At 42.6% G+C, this 23,956-nt stretch carries 14 protein-coding genes and 1 riboswitch; of the genes, 6 read left to right on the top strand and 8 right to left on the bottom strand.

Annotated features, from left to right (window positions below; translation table 11 throughout):
• Positions 1 to 32: 32 nt before the first annotated feature.
• The 3 genes from E0E36_RS27070 to E0E36_RS27060 all read right to left on the bottom strand — a co-directional run bounded on the left by E0E36_RS27070 (position 33) and on the right by E0E36_RS27060 (position 5,934).
• Positions 33 to 1,694, bottom strand: coding sequence for a RagB/SusD family nutrient uptake outer membrane protein (locus E0E36_RS27070; RefSeq protein WP_013663696.1), 1,662 nt, complete (start codon positions 1,692 to 1,694; stop codon positions 33 to 35).
• Complete coding sequence (locus tag E0E36_RS27065; protein WP_242627408.1) at positions 1,694 to 4,762, bottom strand: SusC/RagA family TonB-linked outer membrane protein; 3,069 nt, start codon at positions 4,760 to 4,762, stop codon at positions 1,694 to 1,696. The genes E0E36_RS27070 and E0E36_RS27065 overlap by 1 nt, the downstream gene beginning before the upstream one ends.
• Positions 4,763 to 5,520: 758 nt before the next feature.
• A complete protein-coding gene (locus E0E36_RS27060; protein WP_013663694.1) occupies positions 5,521 to 5,934 on the bottom strand; it encodes an OsmC family peroxiredoxin in 414 nt (137 codons plus the stop codon).
• Positions 5,935 to 6,111: 177 nt separating this feature from the next.
• Here E0E36_RS27060 and E0E36_RS27055 point away from each other — a divergent pair, with 177 nt between their 5' ends.
• Positions 6,112 to 6,639: a hypothetical protein gene (locus E0E36_RS27055; RefSeq protein ID WP_130858530.1), complete on the top strand. Its 528-nt coding sequence runs from the start codon at positions 6,112 to 6,114 to the stop codon at positions 6,637 to 6,639.
• A gap of 4 nt (positions 6,640 to 6,643) precedes the next feature.
• On the opposite strand, the gene metF is transcribed toward E0E36_RS27055, so the two are convergent.
• The 5 genes from metF to E0E36_RS27030 all read right to left on the bottom strand — a co-directional run bounded on the left by metF (position 6,644) and on the right by E0E36_RS27030 (position 13,505).
• Positions 6,644 to 7,600 carry a methylenetetrahydrofolate reductase [NAD(P)H] gene (metF, locus tag E0E36_RS27050; protein ID WP_130858529.1) on the bottom strand — a complete coding sequence of 319 codons (957 nt, stop codon included), beginning with the start codon at positions 7,598 to 7,600 and terminating at the stop codon, positions 6,644 to 6,646.
• A 7-nt stretch (positions 7,601 to 7,607) separates the two neighbouring features.
• Positions 7,608 to 8,024, bottom strand: coding sequence for a four helix bundle protein (locus E0E36_RS27045; protein WP_130858528.1), 417 nt, complete (start codon positions 8,022 to 8,024; stop codon positions 7,608 to 7,610).
• Positions 8,025 to 8,180: 156 nt separating this feature from the next.
• The gene (gene metH, locus E0E36_RS27040; protein ID WP_130858527.1) at positions 8,181 to 11,873 is read right to left on the bottom strand and encodes a methionine synthase; all 3,693 of its coding nucleotides are present in this window, start codon (positions 11,871 to 11,873) and stop codon (positions 8,181 to 8,183) included.
• A 100-nt stretch (positions 11,874 to 11,973) separates the two neighbouring features.
• A riboswitch (SAM riboswitch) is annotated at positions 11,974 to 12,076 on the bottom strand.
• A gap of 98 nt (positions 12,077 to 12,174) precedes the next feature.
• Positions 12,175 to 12,741 (bottom strand): DUF4833 domain-containing protein, encoded by a 567-nt coding sequence (locus E0E36_RS27035; RefSeq protein ID WP_130858526.1) that lies wholly within the window; start codon positions 12,739 to 12,741, stop codon positions 12,175 to 12,177.
• Positions 12,742 to 12,938: 197 nt separating this feature from the next.
• The gene (locus tag E0E36_RS27030) at positions 12,939 to 13,505 is read right to left on the bottom strand and encodes a hypothetical protein (protein ID WP_013663688.1); all 567 of its coding nucleotides are present in this window, start codon (positions 13,503 to 13,505) and stop codon (positions 12,939 to 12,941) included.
• Between the two features lie 437 nt (positions 13,506 to 13,942).
• Between E0E36_RS27030 and E0E36_RS27025 the strand changes: the two genes are divergently transcribed.
• The 5 genes from E0E36_RS27025 to E0E36_RS27005 all read left to right on the top strand — a co-directional run bounded on the left by E0E36_RS27025 (position 13,943) and on the right by E0E36_RS27005 (position 23,951).
• Positions 13,943 to 15,562 carry a S41 family peptidase gene (locus E0E36_RS27025; RefSeq protein ID WP_013663687.1) on the top strand — a complete coding sequence of 540 codons (1,620 nt, stop codon included), beginning with the start codon at positions 13,943 to 13,945 and terminating at the stop codon, positions 15,560 to 15,562.
• 125 nt (positions 15,563 to 15,687) lie between these two features.
• Positions 15,688 to 18,801: a SusC/RagA family TonB-linked outer membrane protein gene (locus E0E36_RS27020; RefSeq protein WP_130858525.1), complete on the top strand. Its 3,114-nt coding sequence runs from the start codon at positions 15,688 to 15,690 to the stop codon at positions 18,799 to 18,801.
• 103 nt (positions 18,802 to 18,904) lie between these two features.
• A complete protein-coding gene (locus E0E36_RS27015) occupies positions 18,905 to 20,464 on the top strand; it encodes a SusD/RagB family nutrient-binding outer membrane lipoprotein (protein WP_130858524.1) in 1,560 nt (519 codons plus the stop codon).
• 18 nt (positions 20,465 to 20,482) lie between these two features.
• On the top strand, positions 20,483 to 22,483 hold the full coding sequence (locus E0E36_RS27010) for an alpha/beta hydrolase family protein (RefSeq protein WP_130858523.1): 2,001 nt from the start codon (positions 20,483 to 20,485) through the stop codon (positions 22,481 to 22,483).
• Positions 22,484 to 22,502: 19 nt separating this feature from the next.
• Positions 22,503 to 23,951 carry a Gfo/Idh/MocA family protein gene (locus E0E36_RS27005; protein ID WP_130858522.1) on the top strand — a complete coding sequence of 483 codons (1,449 nt, stop codon included), beginning with the start codon at positions 22,503 to 22,505 and terminating at the stop codon, positions 23,949 to 23,951.
• Positions 23,952 to 23,956: the final 5 nt, after the last annotated feature.

Here is a 23,956-nt window from a genome sequence, read left to right as displayed (position 1 = left end):
TACATTTCCCTTTGTATCGATTGAATCGAGTATTAAAAATTGGTTCCTTCTTTATCCCACCAAAGACGGGTCCCGCCATTGTCGGGGCCTCCTAAAAGTTGGATGGCTTTTTGAACCTCAGCAGCATTTGTATTGTATTCGTTCTGAGGGAAAGGTAGCCTCCTAATCTGTACTTCAGTATCGATCAGGCCTCCACTGTTATTAACAACCACCGGGAAAATCCTCGGATAGCCGGTCCGTCTAAATTCACTCCAAGCTTCCTGACCTTCAGGAAAGATAGCTAACCATTTCTGTGTGATAATGCGCTCCAGTTTTTCTTCTGCTGTCGCGCCTTCGTTCCATTGTACGGTAATGGTTGTCGGTGCGGGGGCATTATTGCGGCTGTTCCGAGGGTCAACATAGGCAATAGGTGTATTGGTGTTATTTTGTATATAAGCGTTGGCTCCTTGTACACCCCATTGACTAAAGGAGCTTTGGATGCCCTGTTCATAAAGAGCCTGTACGGATCCACCGGCATTGGCCCATCCCCGAAGAGCGGCTTCTGCTCTTAGGAAATATACTTCAGCGGCGGTCATCAACATCGGTGCGGTACTTGCGCTAAAGGTAGGCGTACCATCGTTTATGTTGAGCGAAGAATAACCGATATAGGCGTCTTTCGTTAGCCCCGCAGCACCTGCCCGAATCCCTTTGTACTGACCGGTTATGACCTTGTCGGTTGCCTTGTCCATGTATTTGGCTATGCGCGGATCTTTATAGCCCACCATATAAGATTCCAGGGAGGCATTGATTCGGGTATCCCCCCAGTTTTTAGCTATAAAGTAAAGTGGGTTGGAAAAATTGGCATCCGATGGAACCGTTATGCGGAAATTATCGGCGTTATTGTCGATGACACCGCCATTGGCGGGATCCAGTGCCTTTTCAGCTTCGGTTTGCGCCAACTGAGGGTTTGCTTTTACGATACGCATCGCCAAACGTAAACGGAGCGAGTTGGCCAGACGAAGCCATTTTTGGAAGCGTGTTTTGTTATCAACTCCTTGGTAGACCAGGTCTGCCTCCCCGATATTCGCAGGCACCTGTGTTGTGTCGGTACCGTTATTGAAGGTTAATAATAAATTACGTGCCGTATCGAGTTCCAGAAACAGACGTTTATAAATATCTTCCTGACTATCATAGGGAATACTGCCGGTAATACCTACACCGCTGTATGGAATAGGGCCGTAGATATCAGTTACACGGCTGGTTGCTTCTGCCTTTACTACCAGGGCGGCTGCCCATACTGCCGGATATGTTTCTGCAAGGCCGTTGTTTTTAAGCTTATTCAGCGAATTCAGAACGTTTACATAAAGCACTTTGAAAGGTTCACCGTTCCAGCCGTTGACCATCGCATAATTGAGGTTGTTCTGTCCGCTGTTAAAAGGTGTGGGTGACATAAAATAGCCACTGTAAACATCGGCATTCAGATTCTGCTGCACCTGGTACGAATTCGGATCGCCGCCACCTGAAAAATTATAGATAGACATTTGCGCCTGACGGAAGAAAATTTCCAGATCCTGACCATTCGGCTTCAGATCTTCATCCGAAACGCCGGTATTATTGGTGTTGAGATCCTCAAAATCTTTTGTACAGCTGCTAAATCCGATCGCCAACGCTGTAAAAAGGACCATATATTTATTCAAAATTTTTGTCGTATTCATTAGAAAGTTGCATTTAGTGTTAAACCATAGCTGCGTGTAGCGGGCATCATGAAGATATCCAGACCGCTCAATGTATTGCCGGTTGACATCGTTACCTCGGGGTCAAAAGGAGCCTTTTTGTAGAAATAGATAAGGTTTCTTCCAACGGCTGACACTTTCAGGTTCTTGATAAATCCTTCTTTCAATGGGATGTCATATCCGAGTGTAAGTTCGCGTAGACGGACTACCGTTCCATCATAGATATAATTGCTGGTTACAGGCCCGATACCACCGGTTGAAGTATACCAAACCTGCGGATCGATCATATTCACTGCGTTGCCTTGCGGATCTACACCGTTGATGGATACCCCGCCTGCTAAACGCGCATCGCCGGTCGCCTTTGATACGCCATAACCGTCCATAACGGATTGGGTTACGGACAGGACATCATAGTTGAACTTTCCGTCAATTAAAAATGAAAGCGAAAATTTCTTATAACTTAAATTGTTGTTCCACCCCATTTGCCAGAGCGGATTGGCGTTACCAAGCTTGGTATATTCCGAATTTTTCAAGGGGATGCCGTCCGCGCTGATCATAATTCTGCCCTGATCATCCCGTTGGAAATCCTGCCCGTAGATATCGCCAAAAGAGCCTCCAACTTCAAATTTTGAAGCAAAGTTATTTCTACTTTCACCCGTTAAAGCAAACTCCTGAATGTTATCGGAAAGTTCGATGATTTTGTTTTTGTTATAGGAATAATTCAGGCTCGTTGTCCAGTTGAAATTTTCTGATCGAATGGCATCGAAACTGATGAGTGCTTCAACACCCTGATTCTGGATGTTTCCTGCATTGATTGCGTAGGTGTCATAGAATGAAGCCTGACTGGCGGCAATTTTAAAGAATTGATTTTTTGTGTTCGTCTTGTAATAGGTTAAGTCTACCCCCAAGCGGCTATCAAAGAATTTCCATTCCGTACCGATTTCCAACGAGTTGGTAATCTCCGGTTTCAACTCTTTCAGGAAGGTAGTGGTGTTCATTCCGATTACACCGTATGGATTCAATGTGTTCAACAGATAGGTAGTATATGGAGGAAGATCATTACCGACCTGGGCGTACGAACCACGGATTTTCGCGAGATTGATAAAATCCGGGAAGTTGAGTTTTTCATTCAGGGCAAGTCCCAAACCTACAGACGGGTAGAAGAAGGAGCTGTTATTCGTGAAACTCAATGTACTCGACCAGTCGTTTCTCGCGGTAAGATCCAAAAATACCCAGTTGTCATAGGACAGGTTCGCACTGGCAAATATAGATTGCAATTGCCTTCTATTTCTGGCTAGGGTGCTGATATTTGGTGTTTCGGAGTTTTGCATGGTAAACACATTAGCGGTTGATAAACCGGCCGTGCCGCTGTTGTAATTTGACCCTTCTGTTTTCCAATCAGTAATGCTTGTACCTACTACACCGGTAATGCTTAGTTTATCCGCCACCTGGAAGTTCATGTTGGCAATCAAATCGGCATACTGTTGCGTAATTGTTGTATTTGTATAATTATAGGCGCCACCCGGGCGAGCTAAAATGTTATGTGTGCCGGCAAAGATCTTTGTTTCGTATACTTCACTGGTACGATCAAGACTTCCACGTGCCTGAACAGAAAGCCAGGGAGCCACTTTGTATTTGGCGCTGGCATTCAGTAATAACCGGTTTCTGTTCGAATAGTTCTGGTTGCGGTTAACAATCCACCAAGGGTTCTGTTGAGTGGTTTCGCTGTCCGAAAGAAATGGCCAGTTCTGATCATTCAGGTTTTTCTGTGCGTTGAATTGCTCAAAGGTCTTATAAGGGGCAATATCCATGCCCCGTGGAAATAGGTACAATCCTACCATCGGGTTGAAATAGAAGCCCGTTTGCGGTGCATTATCCAACTTCTGGGAGATGTAGTTCGCACCGGCCGAAACCTGTAGTTTGTCGTCCAAAAAATTAGCCGTTTCCTTAAAGTTGAGGTTATGTCTACTTAGGTCGTTGTTGGGCTGTATACCCTTTGCCTGTGTATTGGCATACGAAAAATAGGTCTGCATTTTATCATTGCCGCCAGACAGGCTCAGCGAGTTTGTTAGATTACTTCCTGTTCGCAGAAACGCAGACACATTATCGTACTTCCTGCTGTCAGTTGCGGCACCCCAGCTGTTTAAGGAAGAGGTATTGGAAACCCCATCCATTCCCTGGCCGAAGCTGTTCTGGAATTCAGGCGTGTAAGCTGCTCGATCTATTAAAGCGCTGGAAGAGAAGTTAATGACCGCTCTGCCGGATTTACCGGATTTGGTAGTGATCAGAATAACCCCATTTGCTGCCTGACTGCCATATAAAGCGGCCGCTGAGGCACCTTTCAGGACTGATATGTTCTCAATATCCTCTGGATTAATTGTAGAAATGGGATCACCGGGATCACGTTCACCTCCGAACACATTCCCTGGTTGTGCACCGGTTGTATTGTTATTAATAGGCACACCGTCTATCACATATAATACCTGATTGTTTCCGGAGGCCGATTTGTTCCCACGGAGTACAACTTTGGCCGAACCTCCCGGTCCGGACGAGCTGGGAGCAATGTTAACACCCGCCACTTTACCATTTAGCGTATTAATGAGATTCGGGCTTTTTGCTTTATTTAATTCCTCGGCACCGACCTGTTGGGTGGAATAGGTCAGCGATTTTTGCGCCCGGTTAATACCAAGTGCAGTTACTACCACACCTTCAAGCTCTTGTGCCGAAGCGGTTAGCGTAATATTTAAGGTAGTGGTCTGCGCATTGATCGGCATCGTTCTGGCGTCATACCCAATAGAACTGATACTTAAAGAGCTGGCATTTTCGGGTACATTTAGCTGAAATTTGCCATTGACATCAGTTGATGTAGCGATATTGGTTCCGACCACTTTAATAGTAGCCGCGATAATAGGAGATTGATCCTGTGCATCGGTTACTGTACCCGTTAGTTGTCGTGTTTGTGCAAATGCACTCAAATGGGGCATAGTTAACATCAAAATCGCAAAAAACAGCGATTTCAATGAATACAACGTTTGGTTATTGATTTTCATTGGAATGAATTTGTTTTTTAATGGCAATGAAGCTTGCATAAATTATTCATTTGCATTTGTTTGTTCATTTCGTGTCTAATCCAAAGGTGTTATTCATGAACGTTTATGTTCAATGGTATCATGAGCTCATGTCACTCGGTTCGTGCTACCTTCGGCGGTTCAATGACATTCATGAACTCACTACATTCAGTTATTTACTGTCTTCAGTATTGCAATTTATGCAGGTTTCATCTGTGTTACATTTATGATATAAAAGCTCTTTCGATAAAGCGTCACGCTTTACCGTTGCATTCCTGCCTGTGCTATATTTGGCAGGTTCAGTTTATCATAATCTTAGGTTTGAAGGGTTATCGCCTCAACGGGAGGGGGATTCGTATGAGGTGCAAACGTGTAAAAAGTTGAAACAGGTAAAAGGGTATATTGCCAGTTGGTTGCTGACAACAAATAGAGATTAAATTGGGTGAATCTCAGTTTTGAAAAATAGTTAGCCATGTGTGATAATAAAACGCCATACATAATCTTTTCGCATCAACGGTTCCGTGCACGCAGAAAGAAATCTCAGAAAAGTAAAATGTGTTTGTTTTAGTATGTTGTTAAAAGCTTTTAGCAAGCATACCGTTCAAAGGTAGGATTTAATTTAATAAGTACGAATACGGGTCTCGTTTTTTGAGAAAATAACGAGAAATGTTACAAAGATAAATCCTTTACGGCGCTCAGGTTGAGAATAAAAATGATTGGGTAAAGGATTTATCCTTTATTTACTCTTCTAAATGTGCGTCTACAGCAATATTTGTATTTAACAATTTAGAGATGGGACAGTTCTTTTCTGCATCGGTTACCAATTCATCTAACTTCGTTTTAGGAATACCGGGGATTTTTGCCCGAACCGTTAGAAAAGAGCTCGTAACGCTTCCGTCCTTTAATTCGATGTTACAGGTAGTTTCCAACTTTTCTACTTCAAAACCTGCCGCATCAATGTTAAAGGCAAGTTTCATGGTAAAACATCCGGCATGAGCTGCCGCGACGAGTTCTTCCGGATTGGTGCCTTTTGCATCTTCGAAACGGGTTTTATAGGAGTAAGGAGTTTCCTCAAGTACATTACTTTGTGTGGTTAGTGTGCCATTTCCTTCTTTTCCTGTTCCTTGCCAAACGGCCGTTGCGCTTCTTTTCATTTTAAAATTGTCTTAATTTTTCTATAAAGTTTGATTAACAACAAATATAATGCAGTTTTGTTTCTTTCAAAGAAGTACGTAGGTCCGATCTTGAGCAAGGTGGAAGCTTCGAACGAATTAATTATTTACAGATGAAATCGAGATGTAAACCGGACGCATATTAAAATAAATAATAGGATGAAATTGAATTTATTACGTTTTGTTTTTCTTTCTTGTTTAAGTATGTTGACTTTGACGGCCCAAGCCCAGAAAATCGATAAAGAATTTCGAAGTTTTTACAAGGGGCTTCAGCGAAATATAGAGACGGATAGAGTGGAAGCGATAACAAATATCGTACATTTTCCTTTACAAACGATTTATTGGGTAGACGAGCTGAATAACCTAAGTGAAGAAGAAAAGCGAGATGGTTTATTAGAGTCTGAGGATTTTGATCGTTATCGATCGGTTATCTTCAATGAAGATGTAAAGCGAATAATTCCCCGGCGACAAGTGGAGCAAGTGCAGCAAATTGATATTGAATCGAGTGGCGACTATTATAAAAAGCTTGCTGAATTAATTGACCCTGGTAGTACGTTGCTGGAACTGTACTGCCAATACGGAGAATATGATACAGTAGGAGATAATTATTTTGCTTTTGTATTTGGCAAAGTCAATGGCGAATACCGGATACTTGCCTATTATACGGACACAAGAGTTAAAGAGTAGGGGGTTAAAATACCCCCTGTATAATTCTTTTGGTCGGTTCCGGGTTACCCATTGTGTAAAAATGCAATACAGGTGCTCCCATTTTTATAAGGTCTTTACACTGCTGGATCATCCATTCAATGCCAACATCTTTTACCTCTTTTTCACTTTTGCAGGCTTGTACGGCCTTGCTTAACTCTAAAGGTATATCCAAATGGAAAACCTTCGGCAGGCTTGTAAGCTGTTTACTGGTGGTAAGGGGCTTTAATCCCGGAATAATGGGGATGTTAATATCGTTAGCACGGCATTTATCAACAAAGGCTTTATATTTATTGACATCAAAGAACATCTGGGTCACAATAAAATTGGCGCCTAGATCCACTTTTTGTTTCAGGTATTGGAAATCAGTTTCAAGGTTCGGCGCTTCGAAATGCTTCTCCGGATATCCCGCCACCCCAATGCAGAAATCGGTCTTCTCAGTATTGTCCATATAGTCATGCAAGTATTGACCATTATTCATGTTAACGACGTGTTGTAGCAGATCGGATGCATAGGCGTGGCCTCCGGGAGTTGGTACAAAGGAGCTTTCGCTTTTTCGTGCATCGCCACGTAGTACAAGAACGTTATCAATACCTAAAAATTGTAAATCAATTAAAGCATTTTCCGTTTCTTCTTTTGTAAATCCACCACAGATAAGATGTGGTACGGCATCTACCTTGTATTTATTCATAATAGCTGCACAGGTTGCAACGGTACTTGGCCGTTTGCGATATGCCACCTTTTCCAGCAAACCGTTTGGATGTTGCTTGTAAATATAGTCTTCTCTTAAATAAGTAACATCGATAAAAGGGGGATTGAACTCCATTAAGGGATCAATGGTATTAAAGATGCCTTGAATACTTTGCCCTTTGATGGGAGGGAGCAGTTCGAAGGAGATGAGGGTTTTGTTTTTCGCGTTTGAGATATGATCTGTTATTTTCATTAATTGGTTATTCGTTGTTAGTTATTTGTTGATCGTTTAAATTTCGATTTAGCTTCAGAAAGCCTCTATAATATCTTATGAACCCGTTAAGTAATTTCTTGCATTTTTCGACTAGATGTAAGCAAAAATTAAGATGTTCTTGGCATAAATATGTTAAATCAAAAGATAATATTAATTGTGTTTCTAATTCGTAAAGTGAGCCTCTAGCAATATAAAAGAATTGTAAGCTATCTTTTGGACTGTTTCTGCCACATCCTTCAGCGATATTGGATGGAATTGAAACAGCACTTCGTTGAATCTGGTTTGTTATTCCGTATTGTTCTTCTTTAGGAAAGTTTTTTGTTGCTAGATATATTTCTTTTACTAGTCCTCTGGTCTCTTTCCATACGTCGAGTTCAGTATAAGGTTTGTTGCCACTTTTCATTTTAATGTTCTTATTTTGGTTAATTTGTATTTATGTATCGCTCAAAATAATCATTATGCAACTTTTTTACACTAATAACTTTTAGTTAGGTTAACCAACAACCAATAACTAACAACTAACAACCAATAACCAATAACTAACACCAACAACCCGCAACTAATATCCCAAATTCGGGCCCAACCATCTTTCAACGACCTCTACCGTTTCATTCTTCCGTTTGGCATAGTCTTCTATTTGATCTTTTCCTAACTTCCCAACACCGAAGTACCTGGATTCAGGATGGGAGAAATAGAAACCGCTAACGGCAGCGGTTGGATGCATGGCTAAACTTTCGGTTAGGTAAATGCCGGTGTTCTCTTCGGCATCTAAAATATTGAAAAGCGTAATTTTCTCTGTATGTTCCGGACAGGCAGGGTATCCCGGTGCCGGTCGGATTCCGGCATATTGTTCCTTAATCAATTCTTCATTGCTAAGTTGCTCATCGCTGGAATAACCCCAGTATTCTTTGCGCACCATTTCGTGCATCTTTTCGGCGAAAGCTTCAGCCAGTCGATCAGCCAAGGCTTTTACCATAATGCTGTTATAATCGTCATAATTCTTTTCATATTGGGCGACAAGTTCATCACAGCCAATACCGGTGGTAACGGCAAAGCCTCCCCAATAATCATTTACGCGACTGCCGACCGGAGCAATAAAATCCGATAAGGCATAATAGGGTTGGTCTTTTGCTTTTTCCGCCTGCTGACGTAAGGTATGGATCCGTGTTAGTATTTCCTTTCGCTCTTCATCCTTATATAAAACGATATCATCGCCAGTAGCGTTAGCCGGCCAAAAGCCAATCACACCTTTAGCGGTTAACAATTTGTTGGAGACGATTTCTTGTAATAACTTTTTCGCATCATCAAACAGTTTGCTTGCTTCTGTACCGACGGTTTTATCGGTTAAAATACGAGGATAGCTGCCGCGTAGCTCCCACGTATGGAAGAAGGGAGTCCAATCGATATAAGGTAATAAATCGTCAAGCGGAAAGTCATCAAACACCTTAGTGCCTAAAAAGGCGGGTTTGGGAGCTTGGTAGCTTTCCCAATTAATTTGAAATCTCTTTGCTCTCGCTTCTTCAATAGGTACTAGCTTTTTCTCCGATTTCTTTCGAAGGTGATTCTCTCTGGCTTGATCGTATTCGGCACGAATAGTGGCAGCATAACTCTCTTTACTTTCCGGGTTGAGTAAGTTACTGGCAACGGTAACACTACGGGAAGCATCTAATACATGCACAATGGTGCCCGAATAATTAGGAGCGATTTTTACGGCTGCATGAATACGGGATGTGGTTGCCCCTCCGATCATAATCGGAATTTTAAAACCTTCTCGTTCAGCTTCTTTGGCAACATGCACCATTTCATCAAGGGAGGGTGTGATAAGACCACTCAAACCTATAATATCAACTTGGTGTTTTCGGGCTTCGTCCAATATTTTTTGGCTAGGTACCATAACGCCTAAGTCGATTATTTCAAAGTTGTTGCAGGCTAGGACCACGCCGACAATGTTTTTTCCAATATCATGCACATCCCCCTTTACCGTAGCCATCAGAATCTTGCCCGCATTTTTTCTGTCGCCGGCCGAAGGGTTCTTCGCTTTTTCTGCTTCAATGAAAGGCAGTAAGTAAGCAACAGCTTTTTTCATGACGCGAGCCGATTTCACAACCTGGGGTAAAAACATTTTTCCCGCTCCGAAAAGATCGCCCACGATATTCATTCCGTCCATTAATGGACCTTCGATGACTTCCAAAGGACGAGGGTACTTTAGACGGGCTTCCTCCACATCGTCGTCCAAAAATTCGATAATTCCTTTAACCAACGCATGTGATAATCGCTCTTCAACCGGGCCGCTGCGCCACTCGGCACTTTTTACTTCTGCCTTATCTTTACTTTTAACGGTTTCTGCAAATTCGACTAGGCGCTCGGTAGCATCTTCCCGACGATTGAGTAAGACATCCTCCACATAAGTTAGTAGGGTTGGATCGATTTCTTCGTATACTTCCAACATGCCGGCATTAACGATGCCCATATCTAACCCGGCTTTGATGGCGTGATATAAGAATGCTGCATGCATCGCTTCACGAACAACATTATTGCCTCTAAAGGAGAAAGATATATTACTTACACCGCCACTCACCTTCGCCAGCGGCAGATTTTGCTTGATCCATTGGGTCGCGTTTATAAAGTCGACCGCGTAATTATTGTGCTCTTCTAAGCCGGTAGCAACGGTTAAGATGTTGGGATCAAAAATAATGTCTTGTGGAGGAAAGCCTACCTCATTTACAAGTATATCGTAAGAACGCTTACATATTTCGATGCGGCGTTCGTACGAATCAGCTTGGCCAACTTCATCAAAAGCCATAACTACAACAGCGGCGCCGTAGTGCATAATGGTCGTAGCTCGTTCCTTGAACAAATCTTCCCCTTCTTTCAGAGAAATGGAATTGACGATGCCTTTACCTTGTAAGCATTTCAAACCTGCTTCAATGACTGACCATTTTGATGAGTCGACCATGATAGGAAGCTTGGCAATGTCAGGTTCGGAAGCAATGAGATTCAAGAAGCGGGTCATAGCGGCTTCTGAATCCAACATTCCCTCGTCCATATTGACATCAATTACTTGCGCTCCGCCTTCTACCTGTTGGCGGGCAACTGATAACGCCGCTTCAAAATCGCCGCTGAGAATGAGTTTGGCAAATTTGGGCGAACCAGTTACATTGGTCCGCTCGCCAATATTCATAAAGACGCTATCTGGGGTATAGGTAATGGGTTCTAAGCCGCTTAAACGTAAAAACGGCTCCGGTTTCGGTACTTTTCTTGGTTTTGCTTTCGCCGCTTTATCGGCAATACACCGAATATGTTTTGGCGTGGTACCACAGCATCCACCAACGATATTGACAAAGCCACTTTCAATAAAATCTTCTATTAAGTGCGCAGTTTCGTGCGGTTGTTCGTCGTAACCGCCAAATTCATTTGGTAATCCGGCATTGGGATAAGCGGAAACATAACAGCCCGCTTTTTCTGAAAGCTCTTCAATATGCGGACGCATTTCTTTTGCTCCCAAGGCGCAGTTGAGACCTATACTTAGGATATTTCCATGGTTAATAGAATTAAGGAAAGCCTCTACGGTTTGACCGGAGAGTGTTCTGCCACTGGCATCGGTAATGGTGCCGGAGATCATGATATCGATCGATTCACTGCGTTTACCGGCCGCTTTTAATTCGTTTTCATATTGGATGATAGCAAAAATGGCTGCCTTGGCATTCAGGGTGTCGAAGATTGTTTCAATCAGCAGGACATCAGCACCGCCATCAATCAAGCCACGTACTTGTTCATAATAAGCATTTACTAGATCGTCGAATGTTACTGCCCGATAACCGGGATCGTTAACATCGGGCGACAAGGACGCGGTTCTGTTGGTTGGACCGATTGCACCCGCTACGAAGCGGGGTTTCGCCGGATTTTTGTGTGTAAACTGCGTGGCAGCCTCTCTGGCAATTCGAGCTCCCTCAAAGTTCAACTCATACACCAAAGATTCCATTTGGTAATCTGCCATTGATATTACCTGCGAGCTAAAAGTGTTCGTCTCAATAATATCAGCGCCAGCTTCGAGGTAAGCCTCATGTATCTCTTTTATGATAAGCGGCTGGGTTATGTTCAGTAAATCATTATTGCCTTTTACTTCACAGGGGTGATTTATAAACCGTTCGCCACGGAAATCAGCTTCGCTGAGTCCATAGGGTTGAATCATCGTGCCCATTGCACCATCGATGATCAAAATGCGTTTGTTCAATTCTTCTCTAATACTCATACGGCACTTAAACCATATACAGGTTGTTATCTATCTCCCAAATAGATATTTTATCGTTAAAATGATGCTTGCATTGAGAAAAAGCCTAGAAAATGACTTTTGCTTATCTTTCCCGATATTGAATCAGGTAGAATGTAGCACCTTGTAAGCACAGGTTGCCAAGACTTCGCAGGGTCTAATCCCTCCGTCTTTCTCAATAAGCATTGCAAATGTCGGTAATAATTTGATGATTATCAAATGTTATTTGAATGATGTGGTTAGGCGAATTTTTTAAAATGCTGCTGTCCGGTCTATTGGCCGTCTATTCATCCATAGGGATCATATGTTTAAGTTTCTGACCGGATTGGCTGTCTTTGCAGATTAATTCAATATAATCAACGTTTGGTTTAAAGAGCGAGCCACCATTGATCCGCACAAATATACGTTCAACGATAGCCGGCTTATTGTTAATGGAAGTAAAGGCTTCATATTGTTTGCTTAAAGGGCAATAAGCCAAACGGAAGGGGATGCTTTTACATGAAGTTAAGCGGATTTCGTATTCATTATCGCTTACCTTTTTGTGGTCAATTCCATAGGCAAATTTTCGTTGAATATAGGATAGATCTTTCCGCTCGCCATCTTCTTCATATAAGATCCAATAGGCGCTAACGGGCTCATCTTCGTCAATTTTACCATCTTTTTTGTTCAGCGTATAAACGACCGTGTTCTTGTTGGGATCGCGTTGTAGATAAAATAATTGCTCCTTTTCATTCGGAACCGGCAACTTCGTCTTGTCTACTTGTTTGCTGGAATTGTTGCTGGAATCCTGTGCACATACATGATTGCCATAAAGAGAGGATGCAACCAATAATAAAACAAAAGTCTTCATAGGCCATTGGTTTAATATGATGCTTTAATTTATTATCTTTTTGGATTTAGGAGCAAGCTTTGTACCAAACTTAACGAAAATGTCTTGCATTTGCAAATCCGGAGAAAAGAGCGCTTACAAGCGGGGAAGACGATAGAGAGGAGATGTATTATATGAAAAGCAGTGTCAATTTTTGGCTAAACCCGGATTTGAAAGAGTTAGTAGAGCCGTTTCGTTAATTGCTCTTCTACGGCACGAAAGACTTGAATTGGTTTATGGTTACGCCAGCTCATTTCGTCTAGGTGGCCGCCAAAATTGATAAAATAATCGATGTTTGAATTTTTGAATTCATCAATTACGTGGTGTCTGAAGTTAAGTCCTGCAATCCAGCCATCCTCTATTTCCTGAAACCATTCTTCATAATAGCAATCATCCGAAGCGTGGAAATTCAATATGTTTTCACCTATGAGAATAAATTTGTTAATTCCTTGCGCAATCATCAGTTCGATAACTTCTCTTTTAAGTAACATGATGTCGTTGTTAATGGCATCATTCCATTCGCCAATCATTTCAATGATCGCATATTGATGATCATAATCAGCAAAAAGTATCTTCAGATACAAGGTGTTGGAACCGAAGTAATCCCATTGGGGATGTAATAGAAAATTATAAATCTGCTTATCGAATTCAAATTCGTTATACTCGGTACCGTAAAAGGGCGAAAGTTCATCTTCTGATGCGACGTAGTCGTCTCGCCAACGATAAAAGGGTTCAATCTCGTGCATTGTTTGTTCAGTGTTTTGCCAATAAAGAACTTTTCTTCTGTAATAAATATTTTATTGACTGGTGTATGTTAACGGAGTAGTTTAACAGGCTTGTTAAAAGACAGTCCAATAATGCAAATATTCTACACAAAATTAGATAAAATTGCTTTGATATACAATAAGACGCTGCGAGCTGAAGTGTTGTCTTGATAAGGACCTAAGACGCCTGCCTGCCGGCAGGCAGGTAAGTAGCAGGACATAGGACAATAGATATAGGTGATAGAATAATAGAGTCTTGAAACTTAAGTCTTGATACCTGATACCTATATTCACTTGTGCTATAAGCTCACATATTTATGCTATTAAAACAAAAAAATGCTAAAGCGAAATCCCTGTAAAATCCTCCCTTTCTGTTAGAATTTTCTTTATTATAGTTAACTTAGCAGCACTAAAACACTATGAGTCCCGAAACTAGAAAAAACTTACTAACCGCTGCCACTTATGCCGGGGTGCTTTTCGTAGGTTTATTGTTGGGGCAAAGTTTTGTGGATGAGGAGTCAAAAAATTCTTCCGGAATTCTACCCTCCGTTTTGGTTGATAAAAGTGGCAAGCTACAACGATTGATCCAAGTTGTAAATGACCGGTATGTAGACGTAGTGGGCATCGATACTCTTCAGGATTTTGCGATTAAGCAAGTTTTATCTCATCTGGACCCACATTCAACCTATATGCCGCCTAGCCTTGCAAAGGCGATGGGAGAAGAACTGAATGGCAGTTTTGATGGTATAGGCTTAGAATACTATCGCCTTCGCGATACACTTATGATTACGGCATTGACGCCTAATGGTCCTGCAGAGAAGGCTGGTGTGGAAATAGGCGACAAGCTAATAGGTGTGGATGATAAACCTATTTCCGGTGTAAATATGAAAGAACAGGAGGTTGCGGCAAGAGTTCGGGGAAAAAGAGGCAGTACGGTTAATCTCTGGATCAATCGAAAGGGGGTCGATTTAACAGAACCGATTAAAGTAATCCGCGACAAGATCATCGTAAGTAGCATTGATGCAGCTTATATCATTGACACGGCTATTGCTTATATCAAAATTAAGCGTTTTGGTGCGCAAACGGCCAGTGACTTTAGAAAACATATAAATCGAATGAAGCAATACGGTGTGGATAAGCTCATTATCGATTTAAGGGAAAATGGCGGGGGCTATTTGCGTGCAGCAACGGCTTTGGCAAGCGAATTTTTTAAAGAAAAGAAGTTGTTGGTTTATACGCAAGGAGCTCACGAACCCCGAACTGAATATTATTCAAAAGGGGATGGTGTTTTTGAAGAAGGTGAGCTTGCCATTTTAATCGATGAACGTTCCGCATCGGCCAGTGAAATTGTGGCAGGAGCTGTACAAGACTTAGATCGAGGTATCGTTGTTGGTAGACGTTCTTTCGGAAAAGGGCTTGTTCAAGATCAATTTGATTTTGACGATGGTTCAGCCATTAATTTAACGATTGCGAGATATTATACCCCATCTGGTAGGAGTATCCAAAAATCCTATAAAGACGGGTTGGAAAAGTATTTTAACGAAATCAATCGGAGGTACATTTCCGGAGAACTGACCCAGAATGAAAACACTAGTCCACTTGATACATCCTTATTGAAAGGAATGCTTTATCATACGAGTTCGGGTCGCCCTATTTATGGTGGTGGGGGCATTATGCCGGATATTTACGTGCCGATCGATACGCTGGGTGCCAATAGCTTCTATAAAAAAGTGCTGAAGACTAACCTGATAAATGATTACGTTTATAGCCGGCTGGTTTCAACTCCCGCGGACTTTTCGATTGATCATTTTTTAACTCACTATAGTTTACCAAAGGACACATATAGTAATTTCGTGGAGTTGGCAAGACGTAATGAAATCGAGTTTAATAAAAGGGAAGTTGAGGTCGCTCGTAAACTCATAGAACTCGATATGAAAGCGCTGATAGCGAGGTTTTTCTTCGGGAGTGAAGCCTATTTTAAGATAAAAAACGGGTCAGACCATATGCTCGCACGAACCATAGAAGCGTTGAAACGCTGATTTGTTTTTCGATAACGTTCTCGGTGATTTCCTCCTAAATTTTTGCCATTCAGAGCGGTTTCTCATTTTTTTGAATAATGCAAAGGGATAGATCCCTTCGTATTACCAACCCTAAGTGAGAAATTATGAAAAGAATCTTGCCTTTTAAAGCCTTTCTGCGAACATTTTTGCAAATATGGATGGTGTTTTTAATGCCTATTGTGGTATGTTCACAGCAACGCGGCAACATAGGGGGCGTCGTTAAGAGTCAAAGCGACGGACAACCAATCCCCGGTGTAAGTGTAAAAGTAAAAGGAGCGAAAACCGGTACCTCTACTGATACCAAGGGAAATTTTAGTTTAGCGGCAAAAGAGGGTGATGTACTGGTTTTTTCTTCCGTTGGTTACCAGTCTAAGGAAGTGCCTATTAGTTCCGATCAAATGCTAAATATCACCTTGGTAGAAGATGCTGCTCAATTAAGCGAAGTTGTTGTTACCGCATTGGGTATAGAACGACAAACACGATCACTAACCTATGCCACCCAAGAATTGAAAAACAATGATCTGACAAACGTTAAAGATCCTGGCGGCAATGTAATGAATGCCCTAAACGGTAAGGTAGCCGGTGCGGTTGTTACGCCCGCGGCCACAGGACCGGGTGGTGCTGTGCGTGTAGTTTTACGAGGTAACCGTTCAATAAGTGGGAACAATAACGCATTGATTGTGGTAGATGGGGTACCCATCGATAATACGATGACCACCGAACAAGGGGGCGGTGGATCGGCAAACACGGTGGCTACACAGCAAAAGAGCTTAAGCAGCGGATATTCAGGAAGTGATGGCGGTGCAAGTATCAATCCGGAAGATGTAGAATCGGTAACTGTGCTGAAAGGACCGGCTGCGGCGGCACTTTACGGAAGCCGCGCTGCAAATGGCGCCCTCATGATCACGACTAAGAAAGGTAAAGAGGGAGCTGTACGCCTTAATTACAGTGGAGGCGTGGCAATAGATAAGCCTATGCTGTTAATGGATCTACAGAACAGTTTCGGTAGGGGTAACGGTGGTGTGTTCGGAGCGGATGCGGCCGGAAGTTGGGGTGCACCTACGCAAACATATCCAAATAATGTTCGTGATTTCTATGATACCGGAACGACACTGAATAATTCGATAAGCGTTTCAGGTGGTACCGGAAAGATGCAAGGTTATGCTTCTTATACCAATAACATTATCACCGGTATTATTCCAAAAAATCGATTGGATAGAAATACGCTGAATTTACGCTTAAACAATGAAATACTTCCAGGGCTGACGACAGATATCAAACTTACCTATGTCAATCAAAAAATAAAGAATAAACCCCGATTAGGGGACAATGGTGTAACGAATGAGGCGCTCATTATGCCTCGGGACCTATCTCCGGAAGAGTTAAGGGATTTTGAAACCATCAATGAGGAAACACTACAACCACAACCAAAATATTGGACAAACAGTTCCTTTTTTCAAAATCCTTATTGGGACATCTATCGCATGTCTTTAAATGAAGAACGCAATCGTATCATGTTGGTTGGATCCGTTAAATATCAATTGACCGATTGGTTGTTTGCCCAGGGGCGCTTTAGTTTAGATCGGTACGATGATAAAATAACAGGTTCTTTTTATGCCGGAACGCTTCCTATTCCAACGCTTACCGGCGGCAGGTATCAGGAGAACAATGTGAATAGGTGGGAACGCAATATAGACTTCCTCTTATCGGGAACGAATAAAATTGGAGCTGATTTTGGAGTGAACTATAACATTGGTGCAGCAGTCTTGAACAATAGCGGCTATAATACGCAGGCTCTGGCGAATGGATTGCGTATACCGAACATGTTTGATTTAAATTTTGCGAGCACACCTGCTTTCAGTAACATCGTGGCAAAGAAGGAAATCCAGTCGGTTTACGGAAGTGCGCAATTGAATTATAAGGAACAACTATACCTGGATGTCACTGCAAGAAACGACTGGTCGTCCACACTGCCCGCACCTCATAGTTATTTTTATCCATCTTTTGGGTTGTCGGGTCTGCTTTCTGAGATGGTTCAGCTCCCATCATGGGTGAGTTATGCTAAGGTGAGAGGAGCTTATACACAAGTGGGAAATGATGCGGATCCTTACTTGCTTCAACAGACCTATTCTTATAGTCCGGGCGCCGGTAGTGGTTTCGTAGCACGTGATCAGATTAAATATATTGATAACTTGAAACCCGAAAAAACAAAGGCATGGGAAATCGGTACTGAGTGGCGATTTTTTGATGGGCGATTAGGTTTGGACGCTTCCGTCTATAAAACGAATACCGTAAACCAATTAATCTTTATCGGACTTCCTCAACCATCTGGCTACAATAATCAGTATGTTAATGTAGGTGATATTCAGAATAAAGGTATGGAATTGATGTTAACGGGTAATCCAGTTAAAAAGGAAGGATTTAATTGGAATACGACCGTGAATTTTGCGCTGAATCGAAATAAGGTGTTATCCTTACTTCCAGGAATTGAGCAAGCGAGCATTTCCCCTTCAACCAATTTTGGGAGCTTATTAATCAAGCCCGGGGGAGCCTATGGGGATATTTATGGCTATAAGTGGGCAAGAAATGAGGATGGACAGTATCAAATCAATGCGAATGGTCTTCCTGTCGTCGAGCAATTGCAGAAGATCGGAAATTTTAATCCCGACTACACGTTAAGCTGGTTGAACCAGTTCGATTACAAACAATTTAATTTCTCCTTTATGGTTGACGGTCGTGTTGGTGGTACCGTTGTTTCGGGAACAGATGCTATGTTAGCCTATTTTGGTTTAGGTGATTATACGACCGCTTACCGGGATGGCGGGCTAGTTTTAGCAGGTGTTCATGCAGATGGAAGCCGGAATACGACCGCTATATCCGCTGAACAACTTTGGACTCAGGTTTCGCAGGGAGGTACAAATGCCTACGGTGAATTTTTCACCTATGATGCTACCAATTTCCGACTTCGAGAACTCTCTGTAGGTTATACGTTGAATATGAAACGATCTCCTATTAAAACGGCTCGTTTTTCATTGACGGCTCGGAATTTGTTCTTTTTTTATCGCGGGAAATCAAAGCTCGATATTCCGGGTATTGGAAAAAGAACCTTGCCGGTTGACCCCGAGGTAGCCATAGGAACTAGCAACTTTCAGGGTATTGAAAGTGGGATATTACCGTCCACACGCAGCTTCGGGTTTAATGTAAATCTATCTTTCTAATCATCAAAATCTGCAATTATGAAACCGAGAAGTAAATAATATTGACATACAGTACAATTATTATTTACTCGAGTTCTCATCAGCAATTAAAAGAAATAATACGATGAAAATAAGAGCTATCTATATAGTCGCATCCATTTGGTTACTGGCAATAGCAGGGTGTACCGGCGACTTCGACGAAATTAATACCAATCCTTCCAAACTGACCGAAGCCGGTGCACGTGAGCTTCCTTTTATGTTTTCGAGAGCACAATCGGCAGCAACCATACATCGCCCTTACTATCAGACGATATCGATCCTAATGCCGGACTTGTACGCGCAGTACTATGCGCTCACAACGACCAGTTTCACTACCGATCGATATGCCATGAATGATGGCTGGCTTTCCCGACCTGCTATTATTACCTACGTTCTTACGATGCCTCAACTTCAGGCAATCTTTGATAATACAGAACCGAGTTCGGGGGAATATGCCTTAGCCAATATCATGAAAGCCTATGTTTTTCATAGATACACCGATCAATATGGACCTGTTCCTTATTTTAAAGCCGGTAGTACGGATAGTAGCATTCCCTATGATTCGCAAGAAGCAATCTATGATGACCTATTTAAGCGACTTGATTCTGCCGTCACCAATTTAAAGAACGGTACAGCAACGAATATCTTTGGTAGTCAGGACTTGATCTATGGTGGCGATGTTGCCAAATGGATTCGATTTGCGAATACATTGCGATTGCGAATGGCTATGCGTATATCCAAAGTGGCTCCAGACCGGGCAAAACAAGAAGCGGAAGCTGCGGTTGCCGGCGGTGTCATGGTAGCCAATAGTGAAACCGCCAGCATCGAACGCTCATTAAATGGAGACGATGCCAATGGCTTGGCCTTTAATGCAGCAAACAATGAATTTAGCATGAGTTCTACCATGGCGTCATACTTAAAGGGCTATCAGGATCCTCGGCTTCCTGTTTTTTTTCAAGCAGCGGTGGCCACCGGAGAATTTAAAGGACTTCGTAATGGGTCCTCACCGACGGCAATCAATCTGCCGGGAAACAGGCCTAATCAGACTTCAAACTTAGGCCTGAAATGGGTTCAACGGAATACGGATAATACGGCATGGGTTGCGCAATTAGGTGCAAGGCAAGAGGTAATGGCAGCCGCGGAAGCATATTTTTTATTAGCCGAGGGGGTATTGAATGGATGGAATATGGGAGGTGGTACGGCGCAAAGTTATTATGAAAAAGGAATCGAATTAAGCCTGCAACAATGGGGTATTAATGATGCATCCACAATCAATGCTTACATACAAAGTGATGCTCGACCTATGGCACCGGGTGATGAGGCAAATTCGCAAGCAGTGAGTGAAATACCGGTTCGCTGGGCCAACAACGAAGCTATGCAGCGAGCACAGATTGCTACACAAAAATGGCTGGCCGTGTTTCCGGATGGGATAGAAGCTTGGGCAGAGTTCAGGCGCACGGGCTACCCTACGATGTATCCGCTTTTACAATCGGATAACGCCGATTTGCCGGTGGGGACATTTATTAAAAGACTGCCATACTCGTCAGTGGAGGCTTCCACAAATGGTGCAGCCTTAGCAGAAGGGAAGAAGTTATTAGGAGGCCCTGATAACGCCGCTACCCGTGTATGGTGGGATGTGGATTAATGATCAAATTAACGAAAGGTGATAATATCAATGCGTCAGCAAGTGCAAGTTCCCGCGGTATTTGAAGAAAAGGAAGCAGCGAATGATTATATCCTGGAACATTATCGGGACTTGGCATCGCGCGCGTCTAACCATTGCTTGTCTGCAAATAAAAGAAAAGAATGGAAGGACATTGCGCCGGCTCTAAGGCAAAAGGTCATTAAAGAAGCTAACCTAAGTTTTTTCAAGACCTTAGACTTTGATGTGAAAGAAACGGCCAAAATTGAGCGGTCAACTTTTCATATCAAAAATATTGCCTTTCAGACCAGACCGTCTGTTTATGCTACTGCGAATCTATATCTGCCAAAAATAGAAGGGCGGTTACCGGCAATTTTAGTTGCCCACGGACATTGGGCCGGAGCAAGAAATGCTGGCCTATTTCGTCAAGTGGCACTTGGTTTAGTAAACGCCGGTTATATTGTATTGACCATGGATGCTTGGGGGGCCGGCGAACGGGGCAGCGTGGCGCATCAAGAGGAATATCATGGTGGCAACTTAGGTGCATCCCTATTTAATATAGGAGAAACCTTAATGGGCATGCAACTGACCGACAATGTGAGAGCGTTGGATTTTTTGTGCTCGCTCCCCATGGTAGATACACAGCGAATAGGTGTTACCGGCGCAAGTGGGGGAGGAAACCAGGCCATGTGGTTAGCGGCTTTAGATGAACGCATTAAAGCAGTTGTTCCCGTAGTAAGTGTGGGGACCTTTGAATCTTATGTGATGAATAGTAATTGTGTTTGTGAGCTATTGCCAAATGGCTTGACTTTTTTGGAAGAATCACATGCGTTAGGATTGATAGCACCCAGGGCACTTAAGGTATTGAGCGCATTAAGAGAAGATAATCCCTCCTTTTATCATAGTCAGATGCTACATTGTTATAAATATGCAGAAGCGATATATGCTAAATTGGGAGCAAAAGAGAAGTTGGCATATGAATTATTTGATCAAGAACATACCTATTCAGTAGAAATGCTTCGAGCCGCTGTCGATTGGTTTGATCTTCATTTAACAAATAGTAGAAAACAGGTGCATAGAATGGAAGATGCGATTAGCAAAGAAATCGATCAGGAAGTATTGATAACCTACCATCATGCGAGGCCGGTATTTGTGGAAACTACTGAACATTTTTGTCGTGAACGAGGATCGATCTTACACAGCAAAAGTTTATTGGATGAGGCATCGATTCCGGATAAGCTTAAAGAACTAGAGGATGTACTTGGACACATTGAGGACAAAAAGCTTAGACAGATTATAAAAAAAGGAAAAGAAGGGCTGTGGCAAAAAGTCGTTTTGGAATGCACCAATAACCAGAAAATACCTTTGCTTTTATATGAGCCGGCCAAGGGCCGTACCACATCTTGTAAAGTATTCTTTCATGGGGAGGGAAAAGAAGCAATTCCTCTTCAACTACTAGAGCAGGCCTTCGAGGAAGGGAGCACGTTACTATTAGTAGATCTTTGGGGTTTAGGTGAACAAGGGTCGCCTGCAGCGTTAAAATTAGACGAACATCTGCCTCCTTTCCATACATTGGCACGCTCGGCTTTATGGTTGGGACGAACCGTGCTTGGCGAGTGGTTCTCGGATATACAAGTCGTATATAGATGGCTAATCGATCAGCAATTTGGATCATTGACCTTTGTCTGTTTTAAAGAACCAAGTGTAGCGGCGCTACTTTTCTCCACGATGCACAATTTGAAATCTTTAGTGCTTTATGACTCGCCTTATAGCTATATTTTTGATAGTAGAGAGGGCGTAGATTATTATAATATGTCTATTCATCTTCCAGGTGTCCTTTACTGGGGAGATATCATGACGATGGCCGGTTTAAGTAAAGCGGAGGCCATACAATTTGTTCGTGCTCGAAGTATGTCGGGTAGGTTGATTGACCTTGAAACAAAACAGCAGTTGGAGAAAGAAATAGCTGTTTTGAAGGCAAGATGGGATCAGGAATATAATATCAATTTTATCATTAACTAATGTTAAATACTAAAATAATATGAAAAGTAACCGTAGAGATTTTTTAAAATATGCAGGGATAACGGGCCTTGGCGTAGTGGGTGGAACAGGTTTAAGTGCATGTAATGATAAAGATGGTTCGAAAGCAAAGGAGGAAGATGGGGCATTGATGCACATTCTAAAAGCGAGTCAAAAAGATCATCACCAAACATTCAATATGTGTGGCTATGCAGCGCCTAAGATGAATGTTGTACGAATTGGATTCATAGGTGTGGGAAATCGAGGAGGTGCGGCAGTTGAACGTATTAGTAGGTTGGATGGTGTAGAGATTAAAGCGATATGTGACATACGTCCCGAGCAAGCAAAAAAAGCGAAGGATCGTATTCAATTTCCCGGGCATGAAGCCACTTTGTATCATGATGGTGCCGAAGCTTGGAAGCATGTGTGCGATCGGGATGATATAGATCTGATTTATGTTTGTACGCACTGGGCTCTTCATACACCGGTTGCAGTTTACGCAATGGAACATGGAAAACATGTAGCGGTCGAGATTCCTGCAGCAACTACCGTTGAAGATTGTTGGAGACTGGTAGAAACATCGGAGAAAACGAAGAAGCATTGTATGATGCTTGAAAACTGTTGTTACGATTTCTTTGAATTGTTAACGCTCAATATGGTTCGGCAAGGTTTCTTCGGGGAACTCATTCATGGTGAAGGGGCGTATATACACGATATTTTAGATAGTTTTTTTGATAAAGACGCTAGATGGAATCTCTGGCGTTTACGGGAGAATGCAAAACGGAACGGTGATCTATATCCGACACATGGTATAGGTCCTGTTTGTCAGGCAATGGATATAAATCGCGGAGATTATTTGGACTATATGGTGTCTATGTCGTCCAATGATTTTCTCTTGAAGCCTTTAGCCGAAGAGAAGGCTAAGGAGGATTCAAGTTTCAAAGAATTCATCAACAGTCCTTTTAGGGGAAATATCAATACGAGTACTATACGGACAGGGAAGGGACGGACCATTATGCTGCAACACGATGTGTCATCACCAAGACCGTACTCCCGTATCCATCTATTGAGTGGAACAAAGGCGACGGCACAAAAATATCCACTACCCGGCAAGATTGCTACAAGCCATGAAGGGTGGTTAGAAGACGAGGAAATGAAGTTGCTGGAAGAAAAGTACACGCCTCCCATCGTGAAAAAGATAGGCGAATTGGCGAAAAAAATCGGTGGACATGGAGGAATGGATTTTATGATGGATTGGCGTTTGATCGACTGCCTCCGAAATGGTTTACCGCTAGATATGGATGTTTACGATGCAGCGAGCTGGAGTGTTATCGGTCCTTTGAGCGAATGGTCAGTAGCAAACGGAAGCAAACCCATCCGTATACCGGATTTTACTTCCGGCAAGTGGAAGGAAAATCAACCCTTAGATATGTCGTTAGCGGAAGGAGCAACAACGGGCGCAAGGGTTTAGTATTG

Source organism: Olivibacter jilunii (assembly GCF_900607235.1).
GTDB lineage: Bacteria > Bacteroidota > Bacteroidia > Sphingobacteriales > Sphingobacteriaceae > Olivibacter > Olivibacter oleidegradans.
This window is presented reverse-complemented; position numbering and strand designations above follow the sequence as displayed.

Bases quoted from the DNA above. Each gene is read 5' to 3' on its own strand.
- E0E36_RS27015 (WP_130858524.1), top strand. From the start codon at position 18,905: ATGAAAATAAGAGCTATCTATATAGTCGCATCCATTTGGTTACTGGCA.
- E0E36_RS27035 (WP_130858526.1), bottom strand. From the start codon at position 12,741: ATGAAGACTTTTGTTTTATTATTGGTTGCATCCTCTCTTTATGGCAAT.
- metH (WP_130858527.1), bottom strand. From the start codon at position 11,873: ATGAGTATTAGAGAAGAATTGAACAAACGCATTTTGATCATCGATGGT.
- E0E36_RS27045 (WP_130858528.1), bottom strand. From the start codon at position 8,024: ATGAAAAGTGGCAACAAACCTTATACTGAACTCGACGTATGGAAAGAG.
- metF (WP_130858529.1), bottom strand. From the start codon at position 7,600: ATGAAAATAACAGATCATATCTCAAACGCGAAAAACAAAACCCTCATC.
- E0E36_RS27055 (WP_130858530.1), top strand. From the start codon at position 6,112: ATGAAATTGAATTTATTACGTTTTGTTTTTCTTTCTTGTTTAAGTATG.
- E0E36_RS27025 (WP_013663687.1), top strand. From the start codon at position 13,943: ATGAGTCCCGAAACTAGAAAAAACTTACTAACCGCTGCCACTTATGCC.
- E0E36_RS27030 (WP_013663688.1), bottom strand. From the start codon at position 13,505: ATGCACGAGATTGAACCCTTTTATCGTTGGCGAGACGACTACGTCGCA.
- E0E36_RS27065 (WP_242627408.1), bottom strand. From the start codon at position 4,762: ATGAAAATCAATAACCAAACGTTGTATTCATTGAAATCGCTGTTTTTT.
- E0E36_RS27020 (WP_130858525.1), top strand. From the start codon at position 15,688: ATGAAAAGAATCTTGCCTTTTAAAGCCTTTCTGCGAACATTTTTGCAA.
- E0E36_RS27060 (WP_013663694.1), bottom strand. From the start codon at position 5,934: ATGAAAAGAAGCGCAACGGCCGTTTGGCAAGGAACAGGAAAAGAAGGA.
- E0E36_RS27005 (WP_130858522.1), top strand. From the start codon at position 22,503: ATGAAAAGTAACCGTAGAGATTTTTTAAAATATGCAGGGATAACGGGC.
- E0E36_RS27070 (WP_013663696.1), bottom strand. From the start codon at position 1,694: ATGAATACGACAAAAATTTTGAATAAATATATGGTCCTTTTTACAGCG.